At 42.9% G+C, this 20342-nt stretch carries 17 protein-coding genes; 16 read left to right on the top strand and 1 reads right to left on the bottom strand.

Annotated features, from left to right (window positions below; translation table 11 throughout):
* The 10 genes from J6I68_RS15590 to J6I68_RS15545 all read left to right on the top strand — a co-directional run.
* A partial coding sequence (locus J6I68_RS15590; protein ID WP_292221634.1) for a hypothetical protein occupies positions 1 to 1491 on the top strand: 1491 nt, incomplete at its 5' end.
* Positions 1488 to 3623 carry a hypothetical protein gene (locus J6I68_RS15585; RefSeq protein WP_292221633.1) on the top strand — a complete coding sequence of 712 codons (2136 nt, stop codon included), beginning with the start codon at positions 1488 to 1490 and terminating at the stop codon, positions 3621 to 3623. The genes J6I68_RS15590 and J6I68_RS15585, both read left to right, overlap by 4 nt.
* A 363-nt stretch (positions 3624 to 3986) precedes the next feature.
* On the top strand, positions 3987 to 4325 hold the full coding sequence (locus tag J6I68_RS15580) for a hypothetical protein (RefSeq protein WP_292221632.1): 339 nt from the start codon (positions 3987 to 3989) through the stop codon (positions 4323 to 4325).
* 21 nt (positions 4326 to 4346) lie between these two features.
* Positions 4347 to 5321 carry a hypothetical protein gene (locus J6I68_RS15575; protein WP_292221631.1) on the top strand — a complete coding sequence of 325 codons (975 nt, stop codon included), beginning with the start codon at positions 4347 to 4349 and terminating at the stop codon, positions 5319 to 5321.
* Positions 5321 to 7039: a PcfJ domain-containing protein gene (locus J6I68_RS15570; RefSeq protein WP_292221630.1), complete on the top strand. Its 1719-nt coding sequence runs from the start codon at positions 5321 to 5323 to the stop codon at positions 7037 to 7039. Before J6I68_RS15575 ends, J6I68_RS15570 begins: the two co-directional genes overlap by 1 nt.
* A gap of 38 nt (positions 7040 to 7077) precedes the next feature.
* Positions 7078 to 7635 carry a M48 family metallopeptidase gene (locus J6I68_RS15565; protein ID WP_292221629.1) on the top strand — a complete coding sequence of 186 codons (558 nt, stop codon included), beginning with the start codon at positions 7078 to 7080 and terminating at the stop codon, positions 7633 to 7635.
* A 113-nt stretch (positions 7636 to 7748) separates the two neighbouring features.
* Positions 7749 to 8783 (top strand): hypothetical protein, encoded by a 1035-nt coding sequence (locus tag J6I68_RS15560; RefSeq protein WP_292221628.1) that lies wholly within the window; start codon positions 7749 to 7751, stop codon positions 8781 to 8783.
* Positions 8784 to 8803: 20 nt separating this feature from the next.
* Positions 8804 to 9325 carry a peptidylprolyl isomerase gene (locus tag J6I68_RS15555; protein ID WP_292202297.1) on the top strand — a complete coding sequence of 174 codons (522 nt, stop codon included), beginning with the start codon at positions 8804 to 8806 and terminating at the stop codon, positions 9323 to 9325.
* A gap of 245 nt (positions 9326 to 9570) precedes the next feature.
* Positions 9571 to 11649, top strand: a complete 2079-nt coding sequence (locus J6I68_RS15550; RefSeq protein WP_292221627.1) for a hypothetical protein — start codon at positions 9571 to 9573, stop codon at positions 11647 to 11649.
* Positions 11650 to 12347: 698 nt separating this feature from the next.
* Positions 12348 to 12722, top strand: a complete 375-nt coding sequence (locus J6I68_RS15545; protein ID WP_292221626.1) for a hypothetical protein — start codon at positions 12348 to 12350, stop codon at positions 12720 to 12722.
* Positions 12723 to 13099: 377 nt separating this feature from the next.
* Here the strand turns inward: J6I68_RS15545 and J6I68_RS15540 are convergent, their stop codons facing one another.
* Entirely contained in the window at positions 13100 to 13519 is a 420-nt protein-coding gene (locus J6I68_RS15540; RefSeq protein WP_292221625.1) for a metal-dependent transcriptional regulator, read from the bottom strand.
* 366 nt (positions 13520 to 13885) lie between these two features.
* Between J6I68_RS15540 and J6I68_RS15535 the strand changes: the two genes are divergently transcribed.
* The 6 genes from J6I68_RS15535 to J6I68_RS15510 all read left to right on the top strand — a co-directional run bounded on the left by J6I68_RS15535 (position 13886) and on the right by J6I68_RS15510 (position 19862).
* Positions 13886 to 14101 (top strand): FeoA family protein, encoded by a 216-nt coding sequence (locus J6I68_RS15535; protein ID WP_292221624.1) that lies wholly within the window; start codon positions 13886 to 13888, stop codon positions 14099 to 14101.
* A 69-nt stretch (positions 14102 to 14170) separates the two neighbouring features.
* Positions 14171 to 16162, top strand: coding sequence for a ferrous iron transporter B (feoB, locus tag J6I68_RS15530; protein WP_292221623.1), 1992 nt, complete (start codon positions 14171 to 14173; stop codon positions 16160 to 16162).
* A 31-nt stretch (positions 16163 to 16193) separates the two neighbouring features.
* A complete protein-coding gene (locus J6I68_RS15525) occupies positions 16194 to 16343 on the top strand; it encodes a FeoB-associated Cys-rich membrane protein (protein ID WP_292221622.1) in 150 nt (49 codons plus the stop codon).
* A gap of 57 nt (positions 16344 to 16400) precedes the next feature.
* Positions 16401 to 16652: a Fur family transcriptional regulator gene (locus J6I68_RS15520; RefSeq protein ID WP_292221621.1), complete on the top strand. Its 252-nt coding sequence runs from the start codon at positions 16401 to 16403 to the stop codon at positions 16650 to 16652.
* A gap of 178 nt (positions 16653 to 16830) precedes the next feature.
* Positions 16831 to 17529: an ABC transporter ATP-binding protein gene (locus J6I68_RS15515; protein WP_292221620.1), complete on the top strand. Its 699-nt coding sequence runs from the start codon at positions 16831 to 16833 to the stop codon at positions 17527 to 17529.
* Positions 17530 to 17540: 11 nt separating this feature from the next.
* Positions 17541 to 19862 (top strand): ABC transporter permease, encoded by a 2322-nt coding sequence (locus J6I68_RS15510; RefSeq protein ID WP_292221619.1) that lies wholly within the window; start codon positions 17541 to 17543, stop codon positions 19860 to 19862.
* Positions 19863 to 20342 lie beyond the last annotated feature (480 nt).

Raw genomic sequence — 20342 nt, 5'->3', positions numbered from 1 at the left:
CCCTGTATCAAGGGCGCAAGCGCCGCTTCGCGGAAACCCTTGACACAGGGCATCCAATCAGCTTGTTGGCAGTCAAGCAGAACAAGGATAGGGTGTGTAGCCGAGGCTACTACTCAACCCACACAAACTGATGAAGCCTCTAAAGAAAAGGATAAAAATTCAAAAAAACAGCCTGAAATGGATTTGTATTCTTATTTGCCTCGTGTTTTTCAGGAATCTGATGAAGAGAATGCAAATAATGAATCCAAATTGGGAACTTCATATACATTTAGTACCAATGGCCAGATATTTAAATTGGACTATCTGCATGGAATGGAAAAAATTCCTATTTTTTGTAACGACTTAGGAATCGTAATTTACAAAAATGGAATAGGATTCATCTGGTATGAAATAGGGATAAAGAACAGTATTGATGCTACAACTTATATTGATCTTCAGCACGACATTAAAGAACTAGCAAGACCTAATAATACAAAATTTGTAAAAAAGTATTACGATGAGCAGGATAAAAAAGCAGTATCTATACCGTTCTGTATGGGGGTGTGGATAAGCAGGGTATTTAATACACAGGATTTGGGAATATCTTTTTTGGCGGAAAGAAAAATTGAAGATGGTGAAAAAAGCGTATGTGTTCCTGATAAAGCGCTTTTGTTCCAATATTTATTTATGGAAAAGCCTTACGCAGAAGAAAGGAAAGATATTCTTTTTCATGTATCAAATGGATTTAACGCAAGCTATAATGCGCCCGAGAGTATTGAGTTAAACACATATAAGCCCTTTGCTAATTCGGAATTCTATATTTCCAACGCAGGTATGTGTTGTTTGGTAACAAATGAGGATTCAAATGAAAGCTTTTTTACCCATCAATTTAAGGATAGGTATGTTAGAGATTACTTTTTTATTTATATCCTTTTGTTGTATCAATCATATTCATGCGTTCATTTTTCTCGACTTTTAACCGAACTTCCAGCAGATGAAAAAACATTCAGAAGTGATTCACTGTATGTAGATAAACTTGATACGCTAAGCAACCAGGTTAATTTGTTCCTGGTTAAAAGCGTATTTGATTCTGTTAGTAATATGCATCATCAAAATGGGGTGTATCGCTACGGAAAAGATGCTCTTTCTATTGAAGCTGATATAAGGAGCCTTACTGTAGGCCTCGATGCGCTAAGAGCGGTTGAATTTGAAAGGAAAAACCAAGAGGAACAATTAGTTCAGAAGGAGAAAGAAAAACAAGAAGCTGAAGATAAAGAAAAAAGAGAACAAAAGATAGATCGTGCTTTGACTTTATTTGGATTGTTGGTAGTGATTTCTGCATTACTGGATGGGCTCAACCTTGTGGATTGGATGATTAAGAATGATTTTCAGTTTAACCCAGGACATATTGTTATAAGCGCTGTGATTGTTCTTGTGACTGTATATTTGCTAGTTGTTTTATTTAAAACCAAGCTTCCAAACAAAAAGAATAGCAAAAAGGAGGCCCCATGATAACCATTGCGCTAGATGAACAAGGTGATTTTGAAAATTTGAAACATAAACTGCGTTCTGAACCTGTTTTTATTGGCGGGATTATTTATGATGATGCGGGTGATTCAGATGATTATGATAGAGAGAAGAATCGCCTTCAAAAATATTTCAAGAATGTTTGCTCAGAGGCAGGAGGAAATTATCCCAGAGATTTGCATTATTGGTCTTCAGGTGGAACAAATAACAGCCATATAGTAGGAGCTGTGAAGACAAAATTTGGAGAGACAATTGAAGAATTTCTAGAAAACGGAACATGGAAAGGATCTGATATTCTTCATGAGCAAAGAAAAGGAAAATATTATATCTTTGCATCGCTGCGAGGGAAAAACGGTAAGACAGATCTTCTTGCGGGAGGTGTTTCAGAGGCTGTACGAGAAGATTTTGCCAGCAATCTGTACGTACATATGGCAGAGGATGTAGTTGAAAGATTGCTGTTTTATAACCCTGTGATTGACAATATTGAGCAGATAAGACTTGAACTTGCTACTAGAAGAGTAATATTGGATGGCACAGATAGAACAAGTAAGATGCAGGAATATGAGAAGCTAGGGTTTAAAGCTGTTCAAAGATCTACTGGGCAAAATACACCTTCTACGACAGAATATCTTTTAACTAATCCTGATAATTACCGCACAGCGTTAGAAAGAGAGATGCTCCACAGTGGTAAGAATACGATTTTGATTGACCGTATAGCCGTTAAAAGCATCTACTATGATCATGCAAGAAACGGAATGGATCTCCTGTATTTAGCCGACGCAATCTGTTCGCATTTATCATATAACAGGAGAGGCAGTACCCCTGGAGAGTGGATATCATCGTTTTATGATATGGCCAATGACATTAATTCAGATAGTCATAACATGATATGGGGATATGATGACGCGGATGTGTATTTTGACAAGGGATGGAAGGCAATTGAGAGAGCTGATTATTTTGAAGCACTGAGTATGGGATTTGACGGAACAAAGTGCTCGAGCACAATGAAGGATTTCTACAGTAAAGAATGGTATCCTATGATTGCTGATTCGGTACTGAGAACGGCTAATGTGGCAGGCCTTTCTACGGCGATAAAGAAATATAAGAACTCCATTTTTGCCAATAACATCAATCAGGAAAAGCTTGTTTATATATTCAAAATATTGGAAAAGGCAGGAGAAAAAGTTCTCTTTTTCAATAAAAAAGATGAGGCAGAATTGTACGACCTCTATGACGCTGGCGTATCAGCATATACTCATATTGGTGATTCTGAGAATGCAAAAAAGTGTTTTGAAAAGACCCAGCAGTATGCGGAATATGTTGCTACTGAAGTGTTCCTTAGAACAAGAAACAGAATGGTGGTTTTTCTTGGAGATATGTTGGAATTTCATAAAGCATTGGAAATTGCGGATGAGAATGTTGTGTATCATGAGCTGCTTCTGGAAATGAAAAAACAAATCTTCAAGGATGATAAGTATGAATCACTTAATCATGCGATTGCATTAAGTCAACGTGCGCAAATATATGCTTTTTTGGATGATGAACGTGCAGAAGAAGACTTCCTGGCTGCAATGGAAATTATGGATCCAGAGACTCCAGATCGACTAATTACTGAGTCATATTTGCTGCATTACTATATCAGTATAAAGAATAAAGAAAAATATGAAGAACTTGCAAAGGAATACTATGGAGGCAAAGAAAGTCTTATTGATCAATTTAACTTTATAGCCAATGAGGGAGCTAAGGACCATGCAAGGTTTTCTCTTAAATTTGCTTTCTATGTTTATATAAAAGCTGTATATGAGTTCTATCTTGATTCTGTCCCGAAAAAATTGTTAAACAAGCTGAAAACAACTGAAAAATCGCTTTCGGATTTGAATAAGAATGCTCAAAGACAGATTAATGGTCATCCATGGGAAATCACATATAAATATTTGGCACTGATTTTGAAACACTACAATGAAGACACAGCTGCAGATGAATATGTAAATAAAATCCGTGAGTATGTTAATAATTCTGAGGGGATTATAAAGGGTATTGCGGAAGAAAGCGTGAGAATTTGTGAATCCTCCAACGGCAGCGTAAAAGATTCAAAATTCACATATATGTATACTTGAGCTGTTGTCATCAGGAGGATGCGAAATATCAACTACTGTCGTAACGAGGAGATTTCCACCCTAACCCACAGGTTTATTCCCACCTCCCTTCCTAGGGAGTAAACTACAAACATAGACGATTAAAAACAGAGATATATAGATGTGTAAGAACCGCAGAAATCATGCGGGGAAAGACTATCTATAAGTCTCTGTTTTTTGTCTAAACGCACCTTGACAACTGAATAGATAAGCCTGCCTAAACATAAATAAGACAAAAAGACTTACAAGGTGTTCAATAATGTCGCTCCCTATACTAATCTACCGGTTTATTTCATCTTAATTCTTCACTGATTAAACTATAGAAAATGCGAAAGGAGAACTCACATGAAAAGTACAGAATATCCAGAATGGCTTGAGCAGCTCCTTGAGAGCTTGTCCGACCTGACCCTTGAACAGAGATCATACCTTAAAGATGCTTACAGGAAAACTGGGAATGAGGAACTGATAAGGTATCTGGCAGAGCGAAGGGCACAGTGGCCTGAAGTCGTGGAGATCCGCGACGAAATAGACATGGACTATTGGGACTGGGTATGGACTTACACTCCGGACAGCATTGTGGAGAAGTACAAAAAGGAAGTCTGGGAAGTGAAACATCCAGGCGAAATCTTCACATATCCAGAAAAGGACTGGTTTGGACAGTGCATCGGCCATAAGTGCTACTAACCACTCAAGGAGGAGCAAACCATGCTAAGTAATAACGAAAAGAATGGAATTTACCTCAGCAGATCGTTCTTTGACTGGCTCCTTGAAAAGAACGATGAGCTGACGGACAGCTACGTCACCTTCGGTGAATTGTTTAAGACATATTCCAACTCAAAGTACAAGAGGTTCATCAAGGAACAGAACCTCATGGCGAATGATTTCTTTTACCATATCACAAAAAGTGAGAACGGGATAAAACTGGAAAGGAGCTACGATCTGGTCTTTGTCCCTGTAGACCAGTCTCTTAATGGAAAAGAGGCAGAAGCGATAGCAGAACCCATTGATGACTTTGTGGTCAGCTACAGCAATATTTGTACCAACGGGAAGTATCCCGAAAAGGGCATGGTACTTAATTATTATTATCTCTCGAAGACTTTGTACTCAGAGTTTCTCGGCTTTGATAGTTTTACCGAGGAACGTAAGCGCTACAACACCAAGTTTAACCTATACGATCAGGAAAGCACCTTGAAACTGACCTACTTGGAATTTGCCATGACTGAGGAAAACATATACGACCTAGCCAGGTGCAACCTTGAAAGGGAATTGACCAAAAGAATGGAGGCCAATGTCATAAGACATCTTATGGACGAGGTAGAACACCTAGACCTGGTTGATCGGAGAAAAGAGTACTATGAAATTAGATTGTTTGCCTTCGTAGAGGCAATAATGCTACTGGCTACCAAGGAGTATGGAGTCGGACAGAAGATACCCATTGACGCCATTCGGGAGATGGCAGCCAAAAGAATTGATAATCTTAACAAGGATAAAAACGTCAATATATATATTGATGGTATGAGTCAGGATATAAGAAATGCATGGGAAAATCCCATAAATATCAGGATTTTGGATGATCCTTTCGACTATTCAGACAATTATAACCAGTATGAACTTAAGGAATTCAGAGAGGAGGATTTTGAAAACGAAGGCTCCTGTGAAGACGATGAGGAGGTGATGTGATGAACGCGCCCACTGTGGTTCCTGCAATAATAGAAAACAAGCTTGTTTTCAGAGTGCTCTCACTTCCTGAAAATGAGGTAAAAGAGAAGAACATTGAAAAAGAAGTATCCAGGCTTGTGTTTTTGGACAATGCCATCATCAAAGAAGATGCAGATGGTAATAGGGCGTTCACGACCCCTTTGATGCTAACGGAGTTAAAAAACTACAACGATGGTTATGATACTATGTGTGCCTGGGAGAAGGTGGAACTATTACAGGAGTTCGCAGAACAGGCAGAGATAGCTAACAAAAAATATTTCCTGATGGCCATGGATATCGCAGACAGAAGTAAGATGTTTAGGTTGGCCGAGTTCCTCAAAATTTATCGGATTGCAGCTCCTCAGTCAAGGGAACTTAATGACATTCCAAGACGCATTGTAAGAGAGCTTCTTGGAAGAAAAATGGCTCCAGACAAAGCCGTGAGAATAGAAAAAGACCTGGTGGTGGTTACAGGTCAGAGAAAGAGTGATCTTTTTTCAATGCCCCTGCAGATCAGGGCATATTTTGACGGCAGCAGGTCATTCTTTTTCATACAAAGTCCCATAACAGGCGCGTGGCTCCTGGATAAGGAGCATGATTATTTTCAAACATGCCATGGTCTTGATGAGAGATGCATTGACAAAGATTTGTTCGAAAACACTTGCATGGAGAGGTTTGTGCCAAGTACTATCGAGTACAAGTTCAGCGGTGGAAAAAAAATAAACTTTGGAGAAATGCTGGCACAGTCGATCTTTCTTTCGGCAGAGCAGGCGGCCAAGGTGGATTACGAGCTGTACAAACGGGTGCTGGATAGTATTTATGAGGGAGAAGTAAAGGACACCAAGATGACACTGCCTGAGCTTCTTGGAATAACTGGAAGGCAGGTGAAGTTTCTAAAAGAGATCACGCTGCCCCTTGATCTCATGAAATTTGTCCAGTGCATGAAAGATCCAGATTTTAAGCAGTACTTTCCCGACGTTAAAAAGAGAATGTTCGCAGCAAGCTTTTATCTGGAAGGAAGAAATTACTGGGGCATGGCCCACAATATCACAAGGGAGGAGGTCTTCCAGGCAGCAGGGACCATCAATTCCCTTGAGAAAATTGAAGCAGAAAAAAGAGAACATCTTTGCAGCGAGTATTATGACTACATCAGAATGCGCCGAAGGTATCTGGCCTACAGAGATGCTATGAAAGATAATGATCCTCTATATCAGGAGGTCATGGCATTTGGGGATGCACCTATTAATACAAAGCCTTCAGCCATCAAGGATAAGCATGACAAGATTGGCAGGATGATAGATCTGATAGGCTGTGTAAGCCAGATCGAAAAGTACGACGCTCGTATCAGCAACATAAAAGAGAAAGAGAGTAGTGATTGGGAGTACAGGACAGATAAGTACTCCATCGTAATGCCGGAAAATGCCCGTGACATAATAAATGAGGGACGGCAGCTTAACCACTGCGTTGGACGAGCTGGTTACATTGAGAAGATGGCTAAAGGCAATTGCAGGATACTCTTTTTGAGAAGCAATAATGATATCCACAAGCCTCTCATCACCATTGAGGAGGTAAAAGGCGTAATCCGTCAGTGCTATGGCTATGGGGACTCCATCAACACAAATCCTGAGATCAGGGATTTTATCAAAGAGTATGCGGAAGCTAAGGGCCTTTCTATACAGGCTTGTGTTTATAGCAAATAAAGCTCTTTTTACGACTCTTTGTGCTATACTTACTTATTATGAAACAGGAGATAAGGCTGATCCGCAGCAGACGGAAAACAATTTCAATAGAGGTGACAACAGACGCTCAGGTCATCGTCAGAGCCCCGAATCGAGCGCCGTTATCTGACATCAACCGGTTCATCGGAGAAAAGGCCGACTGGATCGACAAGAGCCTTAACAAGATGAGAGAGCGTAAGGAAGAGCAGTCACAGAAAAAAGAGCTCTCGCCCCAGGAAATCAAGCTCCTTGTGACCAGGGCCAAGCGGATAATCCCGCAGAGAGTCCGCTACTATGCAGACCTTATGGGGGTTACTTATGGCCGCATCACCATCAGGATGCAAAAGAGCCGCTGGGGGAGCTGCTCAGGAAAGGGAAACCTTAACTTTAACTGCCTTCTTATGCGTACTCCCGAGACGATCTTGGACTATGTTGTGGTTCACGAGCTGTGCCATTTAAAAGAGATGAATCATTCCGAAAGATTCTGGGCGGAAGTTGAAAAAGTCCTTCCAGATTACAAGGAAAGAAGAAAGTGGCTTAAGGACCACGAAAGTGAGATTATGTATGACTCCCTGTGAAAACAGGGAGTTTTTTATGTGCATTTGTAGGTTAAGTTTACAACGTACCACAACATGATGTATAATCAATGTAACTATGAGGAATATTTAGTGTTGTGAAGGGAGTAATTTTTATGAAAAAAAGAATATGTGCGATGGTTTTATCGACAATCATGCTATTTTTTGCATGCCTTGTGGTTTTAGATGTTCCAACCACTGTAGAGGCTGCAGAGATGACTTATTCAGGAACAGTATCAGAAAAGACAACCTCTGATGTTCTCTATCTTTCAACCAGTGGTGGTACTGTTCAGATCAAGATTGATGGAAACACAGAGTTTTCCAATGCGAAATTTCTTTTGCCTGGCAATTCGATCACAGCTAACTGCTATGTAGGAACTGATGAATACTGGCACGCAACTAAGCTTTCAGGCAATTCATCAGCTGGTAAGGTTTCAGTAGATCAGTCAACCAAGGCTACAGTTAAGGGCCGTATCGCCAAGGGAACAAGCGAAGAGCTTCTCTACCTTGTAGTAGACAACGGAACAATGCAGATCAAGCTTGATGGAGACACAGATTTAAGCGGATGCAGATTCCTTATCGTAGGCAAGACAGTTTCAGTATCCTGCGCAAGAGGTTCAGATGCTTACATGCACGCTCTTTCAATCTCAGATGTTGGCGGATCAACTTCTTCAGGCGGATCATCTGTTGGAACAGCATCAGGCAATTCGGTTACAGGAACAGTTGAGAAGGGTACAACTTCATCAATCCTTTTCCTTGAGACATCAGGTGGAACAATGCAGTTCGTTCTCGACCTTGCAACAGATGCCAGCGAGTGCAGAACTCTTATCCCTGGACAGTCTGTAACAGTTACATTCTACAGAGGAAGTGATGCATGGAACCACTCATCCAAGATGGTGAACAACACAGCTAAGGCTTCTTCCGAGACATCACTTAGCAGCGACAGAGTTACAGTAACAGGTAGGGTAACAGGCGAGACCAAGGAGAATACTCTTTTCCTTGAGACTGATGGCGGAACAATGCAGATCAGACTTGATGCTTCAACAAACTTCTCAAGATGCCCGGTTCTTCTTATCGACAAGAAGGTTGAGGTTACATGCGCACACGGTTCAGATGAATACCTTCACGCAGTTTCAATAATTGCTAAATAATAGATTTAAGGAGTTTTAAAATGGCACAGAATCCAGTAGTTACATTCACAATGGAAAATGGCGATGTTATCAAGGCTGAGCTTTATCCGGAGATCGCACCAAACACCGTCAACAATTTCATTTCTCTTATCAAAAGAAATTTCTACGACGGACTTATTTTTCACAGAGTCATAAGGGGCTTCATGCTTCAGGGCGGAGATCCTGAAGGAACAGGAATGGGCGGCCCTGGCTACGACATCAAGGGAGAGTTCTCATCAAATGGCTTTAAGAATGATCTCAAGCACACAGAGGGAGTTCTTTCCATGGCAAGATCCATGATGCCTGATTCAGCTGGTTCACAGTTCTTTATCATGCACAAGAATGCGCCTCACCTCGATGGCGACTATGCTGCATTTGGTAAGGTTACTGAGGGAATGGATGTTGTGAATAAGATCGCTGAGACAGACACAGACTGGAACGACAGACCAGTTAATCCTCAGGTCATGAAGACTGTAACAGTTGAGACCTTTGGAGTAGAGTATCCAGAACCTGAGAAGATGTGATAATTCAAGGGGTTTGGGCTAAAGTGTTTGAATGAAATAATAAGGACTGCAGAGAAGATCGTGACAGGTCTTCGCTGCAGTCCTTTTTATTTGAAACGACTTGGTGGGAAAATTGTGAAAAAGTCAGAATTAATAAAAAATTAACTGTTAATTCTAAAAGAAATAAACGATAATGTATATAGACGCCTTGTGTGGATTTATGGGCGCATAGACTTTTTAAGATAACTCTTGAAAGGAGATACAGCATGGACGGCATGAGCACTCAGGATATTCTTAATGGACAGGACCTTTCTACAGCCAATGTAGATGATCTTTTGGCAGCAATGTCTCAGGGGGAACCAGCGCCTGAGCCGGCACCTGCAGAGGAACCAAAGCCAAAGAGAGGACGTAAAAAAGCAGCGGCTGAGCCTATACCGGATATTCCAAATCTGGATGAGATCATGGCAGCAACTTCCAGTGAGAGCGTTGCAAGTCCTGCTGAAACGGCAGAGGCTGACGCTATGGCAGCTGCAATGGCAGCGATGGCTGCGGCTGATGCGGCACCAGCGGCTGAAGCTCCTGCAGCAGAGGCACCTGCAGCGGACACTCCAGTGGATATAGATGCAATGATGGCAGCAATGGCTGCTGAGACTGCTCCTGTAGCAGATGAACCAGGAGCAGATGCTGTTGATCTTGATGCAATGATGGCAGCAATGACTGCAGATATGCCTGCAGCTCCAGTAGAGGAGGCACCTGCAGCGGACGCTCCAGTAGATGTAGATGCGATGATGGCGGCAATGGCAGCGGGAGAAGCAGCACCAGCAGAGGAGATGCCAGCTGATCTTGGTGCGCTTACAGAACCTGTACCTGAGGAAGTGCCTGCAGAGGCTGCTCCTACTGATGACCTTATGGCAAATCTTGATGCGATAATGGAACCAATTCCTGATATTCCAGGCGCAGAAACCCCAGCTGATCCTGGTGCACTTACAGAACCAGCTCCTGAGACGCCTGCAGAAGCACCGGCTGAAGCACCAGTAGACGTAGATGCCATGATGGCAGCAATGGCAGCGGGCGAAGCAGCTCCAGCAGAAGAGGCTCCAGCAGAAGCACCGGTAGATGTAGATGCGATGATGGCAGCAATGGCAGCAGCTGAGACTGCTACCGATGTAGATGCAATGATGGCAGCAATGGCAGCAGGAAAAGCAGCACCAGCAGAGCCCGCTCCAGAGATTCCAGCAGAGCCTACGCCTGAGATGGTTGAAGAGGCACCTGTAGAGGAGGCCCCAGCTGATGCACCAGTAGATATAGATGCAATGATGGCAGCAATGGCAGCAGGAGATGCAGCACCGGCAGAGCCCACTCCAGAGATTCCAGCAGAGCCTACGCCTGAGATGGTTGAAGAGGCACCTGTAGAGGAGGCCCCAGCTGATGCACCAGTAGATATAGATGCAATGATGGCAGCAATGGCAGCAGGAGATGCAGCACCGGTTGATGCAGCACCAGAGATTCCTGCAGAGCCAGCTCCTGAAATGGCTGCGGAAGCAGCATCAGAGCCGATTCCAGATATAGATCCTGTAATGGCTGCAATGATCGCTGCTGGAGATATGCCTCCAGTTGAGGCAGCAGCAGAAGAAACACCTGCAGAGAACCTTGATGCAATCCTTAATGCAGAAGTGAATGCACTGACAGGAGAGGAGCCAGCTCCTGAGATGCCAGTTGATATGCCAACAGAGGAGCCAGTACCTGAGATGCCAGTAGAGGAGCCAGCACCTGAGCCAGTTCCTGAGATGCCAGTAGAGATTCCTGCAGTAGAGCCTGTTCCTGAAGATTCTTCAGACATGGATGCAGTTATGGCAGCAATGGCAGCAGCAGAGGCAGAGCCAGCAGAGGGAAGTGCAGAAGCGTCTGCAGATATCGATCCTGTGGCAGCAGCAATGATGGCAGCAGAGCAGGAAGCAGCTTCATCTGGAACAGTAGAGATCACAGAGCCTGTTGCTATGGACAATGAACCTGAGCAGATTCCTGCACCTATGGATATGGATGCAGCATCTGATGCAATGGAAGGTGCAGTTGAGGATATCGAAGATTTCCTTAGCAGCGAAAACTATGAATATACAGTAGTTAAGAATGGTGACAACACTCTTATCATCATGAAGACTTCAGACGGCGGTGCCATGACCATCACATACGAAGGCAACGAGTTTGATGCCCTTGAGCCTTCGTTCACCAAGGATGGCAAGTGCGGATACAATGAGATAATGAATGCCTTTGTTAAGGATACTATCAAAAACGGCGGAGCAGCCAAGATATTCCGCCATAAAGGTTCAGTTGTTGTAGCTAAATAAACGTAAATCAGACTGCTGCAGGTATCACTGATATCATGGCACACAACAATTCCTGCGGCGATGGCAGAACTGGAAGCATTTCTGGCTTTGTGACTCTTGATGAAGAGGATTGTGCTAAGATTTATAAGATGATGGTTTGAGTGAATAGTGGCAGATCATGAAAAGAGGTACGATCAGGCCCTGTGGCTTGGGTGAATAGGCTTTTTTGTTCAAAGAGGTATATATTCGTATGGACTGGTAAATTGTACCTGATTTGTAAAAATGACGTATTTGCCCAATGAATCCATGAATCAGTGCAAATTCAATGATGTTTTAGAATTTGTGATTCACAAGTGAGATTATTATTTGGTGAAAAAAGATATAATTGCAAAAGAGGTATAATCAAGTTTTACTGCTTGATTGTACCTCTTTTTTTATATCAAGTTTTTTCACCCACAGCTTACAAAAAAGTTATGTTTTGAAGGGAAACATTCTTTTGTTTTAGGATTTTTTGATGGAAATTGGGTGAAAATGGATATATATATAAAGCGGTACAATTCTTGAAATTCAATGAATTGTACCTCATTTTGAAATCACCTTATTTTCACCCGCGTGGGATAGAGAATAGTCCATGGTAAATGGGCTTAGCACATGGTAAAATACAGATAACTAGAAATGTGACTAAAAGTCATGAAAACAATAGCTAAAGGAGCCAAGGTATGGAACACGAACACGAGCACAGTCATACTTACACACATTCTCACCCACACGAGCATGACCACGAGCACGAGCATGGGCACGATCACCATCACGACCATGAGCACGATCACCATCACGACCATGAGCACGATCACCACCACGATCATGAGCATCATCATCATGACCACGATGGCGCTCCTGCAGATAAGCTGCACGCTCTTATGAACTACATGGTTACCCATAATGCAGATCACACAGCTGAACTTGAGCATCTTGCGGGACATATCAAGGAATCTGGCAATGACAATGCATACGACCTTGCTATGGAAGCGGTTAAGCTCTATACACAGGGTACGGAAGTTTTAAAGAAGGCTTTGGAAGCACTGGACAAGTGAAACTATATAGACTATAGGTAATTGACTGAAAAGTAGTAAGAAAGGCGGGTTCGTTTGAAACCGCCTTTTTCAAGCTTTCATGGAATATGATCATATACTCATAGACATCTGGCTCTTTTTGCGTTTGACAGTTTGTGCCATATGGGACATATTCTACAAATGATAACCCAAAGAAAACTCAGTATATCGTCACTAATTGGTCTTTTTATTGATTTTTGGGGAGGGCATATGATGATAATGCGCTAGATGGCACAAAATCCAAAGACTTTTTGGGGAGACTATTCTTTATATCAGGAATATTTGGCACAAATCTCGCCTAAATAAAAAGCGGACTCAATATGAGTCCGCTTATCTTATGCCTTAATACCTGTCTTGCCTTACGCCTTAGCGCCCGTCTTGCCTTTAGCTCTGCTCTTATTCTTATTTTTGCTGCCGTACTGAGCAACATGAGCCTTGATGGCATCAAAGGTTTCATCACTTATGTAGTGCTCAAGTCTGCATGCATCCTCGGAGGCTATCTTTTCCTCAACACCCAGATCAAGTAAAACCTGAGTCAGCACAGTGTGACGCTCATAGATACGTTTTGCGAGGACATTGCCTGCCTCTGTTAGTTTGACGAAACCGTAATCATCGGTCTTAACAAGACCTTCATCCTTGAGCACATGCATGGCACGGCTAACAGATGGTCTTGAGTAACCAAGCTCTTCGCCAATATCTACCGCTCTGACATTAGGATGCTCCTGTGAAAGAACGTAGATTGTCTCTAAATACATCTCCCCAGATTCTTGTAACGCCATAATACAGTACCGCCTTTCTTAGATATTATAAGCATACTACAAAAATAGATTTAACACAATTTAAATTTTTTTAAATTTAGTGTTGACAATAATGTTAGCAGATGCTAACATACATATTGTTAGCGAAAGCTAATCAAATGACAAGCCAAGTCATAAGAAATCTCCTACCTAAAATGCCGCATCTTGCCAATGCGGCATTTCCATTGCCTGAAAATGGGTGAAAGACATAGAAAATATCTAAAAAGTTTAAATTTCTTATTGACAATTATTCTTAATAAGAATATCCTACTAATTGAAGTTAGCAATGGCTAATTAATATTAACGTCAGCTAACTACATGAATAATATGATGGAGGTGCATATGTCTATGTCACTTAATGAAGCCGTTCTTGGCACAGAATATACAATTGACAATGTCTCTACCGGAGGCGATGAGGAGATGGAGAGCTTCCTTTTTTCCCTTGGTTGCTACAGTGGAGAGAAGATCACAGTCGTAGATAAGAAGAAAAACCTGGTGGTTGCTATCAAGGATGCAAGATATAATATTGATCCTGAGTTAGCTGAGGCTATCAGAATCGAGTAAGTATGCAAGATACGCCCAACGTATTTTGAATGATATTTTTAAAGTGTTTATGTTTAGGAGGAAAAAGAGATGAGAATTGCTATGGCGGGTAATCCCAACAGTGGCAAAACAACCATGTACAACGCTCTTACAGGTCGCAGTGAAAAGATCGGTAACTGGGCAGGTGTTACGGTTGACAAGAAAGAGAGTGTTATCAAAAAAAGTTATTATGACGGAGACAAGGAACTTATTGCAGTAGATCTTCCTGGTGCGTATTCAATGTCTCCTTTCACTTCAGAAGAGAGCATCACAAGCGGATACGTTAAAAACGAGCATCCTGATGCCATCATCAACATCGTTGATGCAACTAACCTTAGCAGAAGCCTTTTCTTTACAACTCAGCTTCTTGAGCTTGGGGTTCCTGTAGTAGTTGCTCTTAACAAGAACGATGCCAACGATAAAAAAGGAAACAGCATCGATGAAAAGCTCCTTTCAGAGAAGCTTGGATGTCCTGTAATCAAGACTGTTGCAACTTCAGAGACTGGTCTTAAGGAAGTAGTTAAGGCAGCAGCAGAGCTTGAGGGCAAAGGGCAGACAGAGCCTTACGTTCAGGGCAACATCGATCTTACAGATAAAGCAGCAGTTGAGACTGCAGACAGAAAGCGTTTTGAATTTGTAAACAAGATCGTCAGCGAAGTTGAAAATCGTAAAGTCCTTACCAAGGACAAGAACTTCGGCGATACAATAGATAACATTGTTACACATCCTATTCTTGGTATTGTTATCTTTGCAGCCATCATGTGGCTTGTATTCTATATTTCTCAGACAACAGTCGGAACATGGCTTGCAGATATCCTTGCAGGCTGGATCGAAACCTTCCAGGGATTTGTTGGAGATGCAATGGCCGATGCCAATCCACTTCTCTATGCACTTCTTGTTGATGGTATCATCGGCGGTGTTGGTGCGGTTGTTGGCTTCCTGCCACTGGTTATGGTAATGTACTTCCTCATTGCACTATTAGAGGACTGTGGATACATGGCAAGAGCTACTGTTGTTCTTGATCCTATCTTCAAGAGAGTAGGTCTTTCAGGTAAGTCAGTTATCCCTATGATCATCGGAACTGGTTGCGGAATCCCAGCTATCATGGCTTGCCGTACCATCAGAAACGAGAGAGAAAGACGCGCTACAGCAATGCTTGCAACCTTCATGCCATGTGGTGCCAAGCTTCCTGTTATAGCTCTTTTCGCTGGAGCATTCTTCCCTGAGTCAAGATGGGTAAGCTTCATTTGCTACATGGGCGGTATCATCCTGATCCTCCTTGGAGCACTTCTCATCAAGGCTATTACTGGTATGAAGTATAGAAAGAGCTTCTTCATCATTGAGCTTCCTGAGTACAAGGTACCAAGCCTTGGATTTGCAGTTAAGTCAATGCTTGAAAGAGGTAAGGCATACATCATCAAGGCTGGTACTATCATCCTTGTATGTAACACAGTTGTACAGATCATGCAGACATTTGACTTCAGCTTCCATCCTGTAGAAGAGGGTATGGAGAACACATCAATCCTTGCAGGTGTTGCAGGACCTTTCGCTTACCTTCTTGTTCCTGTAGTTGGAGTTGTTAGCTGGCAGCTTGCTGCAGCAGCAATCACAGGTTTTATCGCAAAAGAGAACGTTGTTGGAACAATCGCTACAGTTTATGCAATCTCTAACCTCATCGACACAGAGGAGCTTGAGCTCATCGGCGAAGGTAACGCAGTAGCAGCAGTTATGGGAATCACTAAGGTTGCAGCTCTTGCATATCTGATGTTCAACCTTTACACACCACCTTGCTTTGCGGCTCTTGGTGCTATGAACTCAGAGATGAAGTCAGCTAAGTGGCTCTGGGGTGCTATCGGACTTCAGCTTGCAACAGGCTTTACAGTTGGATTCCTTGTATATCAGATTGGAACACTTATCACAACAGGCTCTCTCGGAGCAGGTTTCGTAGCAGGTATCATCGCAATTGCAGTATTCGCAGCTATTATTGTATACTTGATCCAGAGAAACCAGAAAGAAATGGCTCTTGAGTACAAGCTTGACTGATATGCCTATTTAAGTAAGAAAGTGTGTTTTTATGGCAGATTTAATTGCAATTTTAGTAATAGCGCTGATCCTGTTTCTTGCGATCAGATACATTTATAAGGAAAAGAAAAAGGGCACACGCTGTATTGGTTGCCCATCAGCAGGAAACTGCCATAAGGCAGCTTGTAACTGTAAAAACTAAAATATAAAAGATAAGGCCCGTGTAATGCGGGCCTTATCATTAAAGGGGAGTTAGCGCTTGCTAACTAAATACACTATGAGCAATGAACAGATAATTACAGCATTAAAAGACAGCGGAATGAGGATCACCAAGCAGAGAAGACTTGTTGCAGGAGTGATCGCAGAAAATGACGGTGCTTCCTGTAAGGATATCTGCTGCAGTGTGAAAAAAAGAGACAGGTCCATAGGTACAGCTACGGTTTACCGTATGATCAAGGCCTTAGAGGACATCGGGGTAATAGAGAGAATTGATATCATTAAGTTGAACTAAGTAAGCCAAGGGGCGGATAAGACATGGGGACTGTTCTGTTGGGATGAGACACCGGGGACGGTTCTTTTGTCTTATTTTATCAAGATAAAACAAGACAAAAGAACCGTCCCCGTGTCTCGTCCCAACAGAACAGCCCCCGTGTCTTGTCCGTCCCCTTTTTTTATGAGGAGAGGGAAAAATGCAACTGGAACTTCAGAACATCAAGAAGTCCTTTGGCGAAGGCGACAGCCGAATTGAAGTCTTAAAGGACATCAGTCTTGGTATAGAGCAGGGAGAGTTTGTGGTACTTTTAGGGCCATCAGGGTCCGGAAAGTCAACACTTTTAAATATCATCGGAGGCATAGATAATGCCGATTCCGGTAAGATCATCATCAAGGGAAAGAGCATGTCCGACATGGACGAAAAGGCTCTGACCTCCTACAGAAGAGATCATCTTGGCTACATCTTTCAGATGTACAATCTAATACCCAATCTCACAGTCAGAGAAAACATCGAGGTTGGAGCATATCTTTCTAAAAATCCACTTAACATTGACGAGATAATTGAGGTCCTGGGCCTTACCAATCATCAGCACAAGGTCCCAAGCCAGCTCTCCGGCGGTCAGCAACAGCGCTGCGCCATAGGAAGGGCCATAGTTAAAAATCCGGACATCCTTCTTTGCGATGAGCCCACAGGAGCTCTTGACTACAACACGTCAAAAGAGATCCTGGCCCTCATTGAGGAAGTCAACCAAAAGTATGGAAATACGATTATCATGGTAACTCACAACGACGCCATAAAGAACATGGCAGACTTTGTGGTAAAACTCAGAGACGGCGTGATCCGAAAGAGCTACAAAAACGAGCAGAAGATGACAGCCGCAGAACTTGACTGGTAAAGGAGCCTATTATGAAAAATCCGCTTAAAAAGAGGCTCCTTCGGGAACTTAAAGGGGACTTTGGAAAGTACCTCGTCATCTTTATCCTTTTGGTACTGTCAATTGGCTTTGTGTCAGGATTTCTGGTAGCCGGCGAGAGCATGATCAAAGCCTACAACGACAGCTTTGACAAGTACAATGTGGAGGATGGGAATTTCAGAACTGAGGAGCGCCTTTCAGATCCATTAAAGGAATGGATAGAGAAAAAAGAAGTCTCCATATATGAGAATTTCTATGTAGAGAGAAACTTTGACAACGGCACTAAGCTTAGGATCTTTCCAAACAGGGAAGAGGTGGACAAAGTCTGCGTTATGGAAGGGCGCCTTCCGGAAAAGAAAAATGAGATAGCCATAGACAGAATGTACGCCGATAACAACCTGGTCGCAGTTGGCGACAGCCTTGTTTCTGAAGGCAAAAGCTATACTGTAGTTGGCCTTGTTGCACTGTCGGACTACAGCGCACTCTTTTACAATAATAACGACATGATGTTTGATTCATCTGCCTTTGGCGTATCGGTGGTTTCAAAGGAGCAGTTTGAGGAATATGGAGACGATGGCCTCAGGTACAACTATGCATTTATCTACGACCATAAACCTTCAGATGATATCGAGGAAAAAGAAGTATCCGATGACCTTATGGAAACTATGACCAAAAAGGTTTCACTGGAAAACTTTGTGCCAAGGTATTTAAACCAGGCCATCAATTTCACCGGCGAAGATATTGTGGGCGACAAGGCCATGATGGAAGTGCTTTTGTATATCATCATAATAATTGTTGCCTTCGTGTTCGGGATCACTATAAACAACACGATCCACAAGGAATCCTGTGTCATCGGAACCCTTCGCGCGTCAGGCTATACAATAAGAGAGCTCATAAGGCACTACATGGCAATGCCCCTTATTGTGACCATAATATCTGCCGTCATCGGAAATATCCTTGGTTACACCATATTTAAGAATGTCTGCGTTGAAATGTATTATGGAAGTTACTCGCTGCCTACATATGTGACGGTCTGGAGCGCTGAAGCCTTTTTAAAGACAACCATCATTCCACTTGTCATCATGATGATAGTCACCTATTTCATCCTGAGAAAAAAGCTGTCTCTTAGCCCGCTTCATCTCATAAGGCGCAACCTTTCAGGGGGAAAACAAAAGCCTGCAGTGAAGCTCAGCGGCGCTTTAAAGTTTTTTGACAGGTTCAGGATCAGGATCCTCATCCAGAATAAGAGCAGCTACATCATTCTGTTTATGGGGCTTTTATTTGCCAATGTCCTTCTTTTCTTTGGAATGATGCTGCCACCGCTATTGGTGCACTTTCAGGGAATTGTCACAGAGTCTATGCTGGCCAAGCATACATATCTTTTGCAGATCCCTGCAGGGGCAGTTGATGACGATGATGAGATGTCTGCGGCATTTTCATATGTCTTTTTGCTAGGCAAGATAAACACCAACAATCCTGATGCAGAGAAGTTCTCGGCCTATAGCCTCAAGACCATCGGTGAGGGCGGTACAAGGGTTGAGGACGTGACGCTGTATGGCATTCAGGAAAACAGCAGATATATCGACGCAGAATTTAATGACAAGACTGTGCTGATATCCTCTGCCTACGCGGATAAATACGGCTACGGAAAAGACTCTGTCATAACCTTAAAGGAGCCTTACGAGGATAAGTATTACGGCTTTAAGGTTACTGGAACCTACGACTACGACGGCGGAATTGTTGTGTTTATGAGTAAAAAACATCTTAATGACGTCATGGGACTTGATGAGGAGTCGTTTTCGGGGTTTTTCTCTGATTCCGAGATCACGGATATCGACAGCAAGTATATCGGAACAGTGATCGATGAGGAGTCTCTCACCAGAGTTTCAAGGCAGCTTATGATCTCCATGGGAAGTCTAATGTACATGGTGGATGGCTTTTCGGTGATCATGTTTATTGTGCTGATATATCTTTTGTCCAAACTTATAATCGAGCGCAATGTCCAGTCTATATCCATGGCCAAGATCCTTGGGTATTCCAAAAGAGAGATCGCCATGCTTTACATAGTTCCAACAGCACTGGTTGTTATAGCATCCCTTCTTATTTCCTATCCGATCCTGTCTTATGTCATGGTCTGGATCTTCAGGGTTATGCTCAAGCAGATGATGAGCGGCTGGATGGTTATCTGGCTTGATCCTTCGGCATACGTTAAGATGTTCCTTCTTGGAGCGGTGACCTACGCTGTTGTTGCTGTTATCGAGTACGTGAGGATCGGACGGATTCCCATGAGCGAAGCACTTAAGAACGTGGAGTAAGGTTGGACAAGACACGGGGACGGTTCTACTGTCTTATTGCGCGCAACCTGACACGGAGACGGTTCTACTGTCAGCTTCAGCCCAGGGCCCTCCCTCACCGATAGTTTGCCCATTGGCCTGCGCCGCGGACCCTTAGCCAAAGGCGCCGCCCCGAGCCCGTTTAAGCTTGCCACCGCCGTCCGCACAATATGTTCAGACTTTTTCGCGTTTGAGGGAGCCGCTTGTTCATGAGCCTCCGGAAGTCCCCTTAAGTTCTGCTCACGGTGAGTAGGTGATCCCTGCCCCGGCTTTACTATTATTTCCGGTTTTTCGCTATCCGCAAACGAAACTTTTCTAAAACGCTCCTGCAGTTTTTTCTCGATTACGCATACTCGACCGCACACGCAGGGCAGATCACAAAACTATAGCTCATAATGGTCATCGCTCGCTTAGGCGAGCGGGTAAGGAAATAGAAAAGGCCCAAAACCAAGCTCCCTGAGT

It is taken from the genome of Butyrivibrio sp. (assembly GCF_017940685.1).
Lineage (GTDB): Bacteria > Bacillota > Clostridia > Lachnospirales > Lachnospiraceae > Butyrivibrio.
Note: the sequence above shows the minus strand (reverse complement) of the source record. Positions and strands in the feature narration are given on the sequence as shown.

What these genes read in the sequence shown, in the direction of transcription:
- J6I68_RS15585 (WP_292221633.1), top strand. Translation starts at nt 1,488, where the DNA reads ATGATAACCATTGCGCTAGATGAACAAGGTGATTTTGAAAATTTGAAA.
- J6I68_RS15580 (WP_292221632.1), top strand. Translation starts at nt 3,987, where the DNA reads ATGAAAAGTACAGAATATCCAGAATGGCTTGAGCAGCTCCTTGAGAGC.
- J6I68_RS15575 (WP_292221631.1), top strand. Translation starts at nt 4,347, where the DNA reads ATGCTAAGTAATAACGAAAAGAATGGAATTTACCTCAGCAGATCGTTC.
- J6I68_RS15570 (WP_292221630.1), top strand. Translation starts at nt 5,321, where the DNA reads ATGAACGCGCCCACTGTGGTTCCTGCAATAATAGAAAACAAGCTTGTT.
- J6I68_RS15565 (WP_292221629.1), top strand. Translation starts at nt 7,078, where the DNA reads ATGAAACAGGAGATAAGGCTGATCCGCAGCAGACGGAAAACAATTTCA.
- J6I68_RS15560 (WP_292221628.1), top strand. Translation starts at nt 7,749, where the DNA reads ATGAAAAAAAGAATATGTGCGATGGTTTTATCGACAATCATGCTATTT.
- J6I68_RS15555 (WP_292202297.1), top strand. Translation starts at nt 8,804, where the DNA reads ATGGCACAGAATCCAGTAGTTACATTCACAATGGAAAATGGCGATGTT.
- J6I68_RS15550 (WP_292221627.1), top strand. Translation starts at nt 9,571, where the DNA reads ATGGACGGCATGAGCACTCAGGATATTCTTAATGGACAGGACCTTTCT.
- J6I68_RS15545 (WP_292221626.1), top strand. Translation starts at nt 12,348, where the DNA reads ATGGAACACGAACACGAGCACAGTCATACTTACACACATTCTCACCCA.
- J6I68_RS15540 (WP_292221625.1), bottom strand. Translation starts at nt 13,519, where the DNA reads ATGGCGTTACAAGAATCTGGGGAGATGTATTTAGAGACAATCTACGTT.
- J6I68_RS15535 (WP_292221624.1), top strand. Translation starts at nt 13,886, where the DNA reads ATGTCACTTAATGAAGCCGTTCTTGGCACAGAATATACAATTGACAAT.
- feoB (WP_292221623.1), top strand. Translation starts at nt 14,171, where the DNA reads ATGAGAATTGCTATGGCGGGTAATCCCAACAGTGGCAAAACAACCATG.
- J6I68_RS15525 (WP_292221622.1), top strand. Translation starts at nt 16,194, where the DNA reads ATGGCAGATTTAATTGCAATTTTAGTAATAGCGCTGATCCTGTTTCTT.
- J6I68_RS15515 (WP_292221620.1), top strand. Translation starts at nt 16,831, where the DNA reads ATGCAACTGGAACTTCAGAACATCAAGAAGTCCTTTGGCGAAGGCGAC.
- J6I68_RS15510 (WP_292221619.1), top strand. Translation starts at nt 17,541, where the DNA reads ATGAAAAATCCGCTTAAAAAGAGGCTCCTTCGGGAACTTAAAGGGGAC.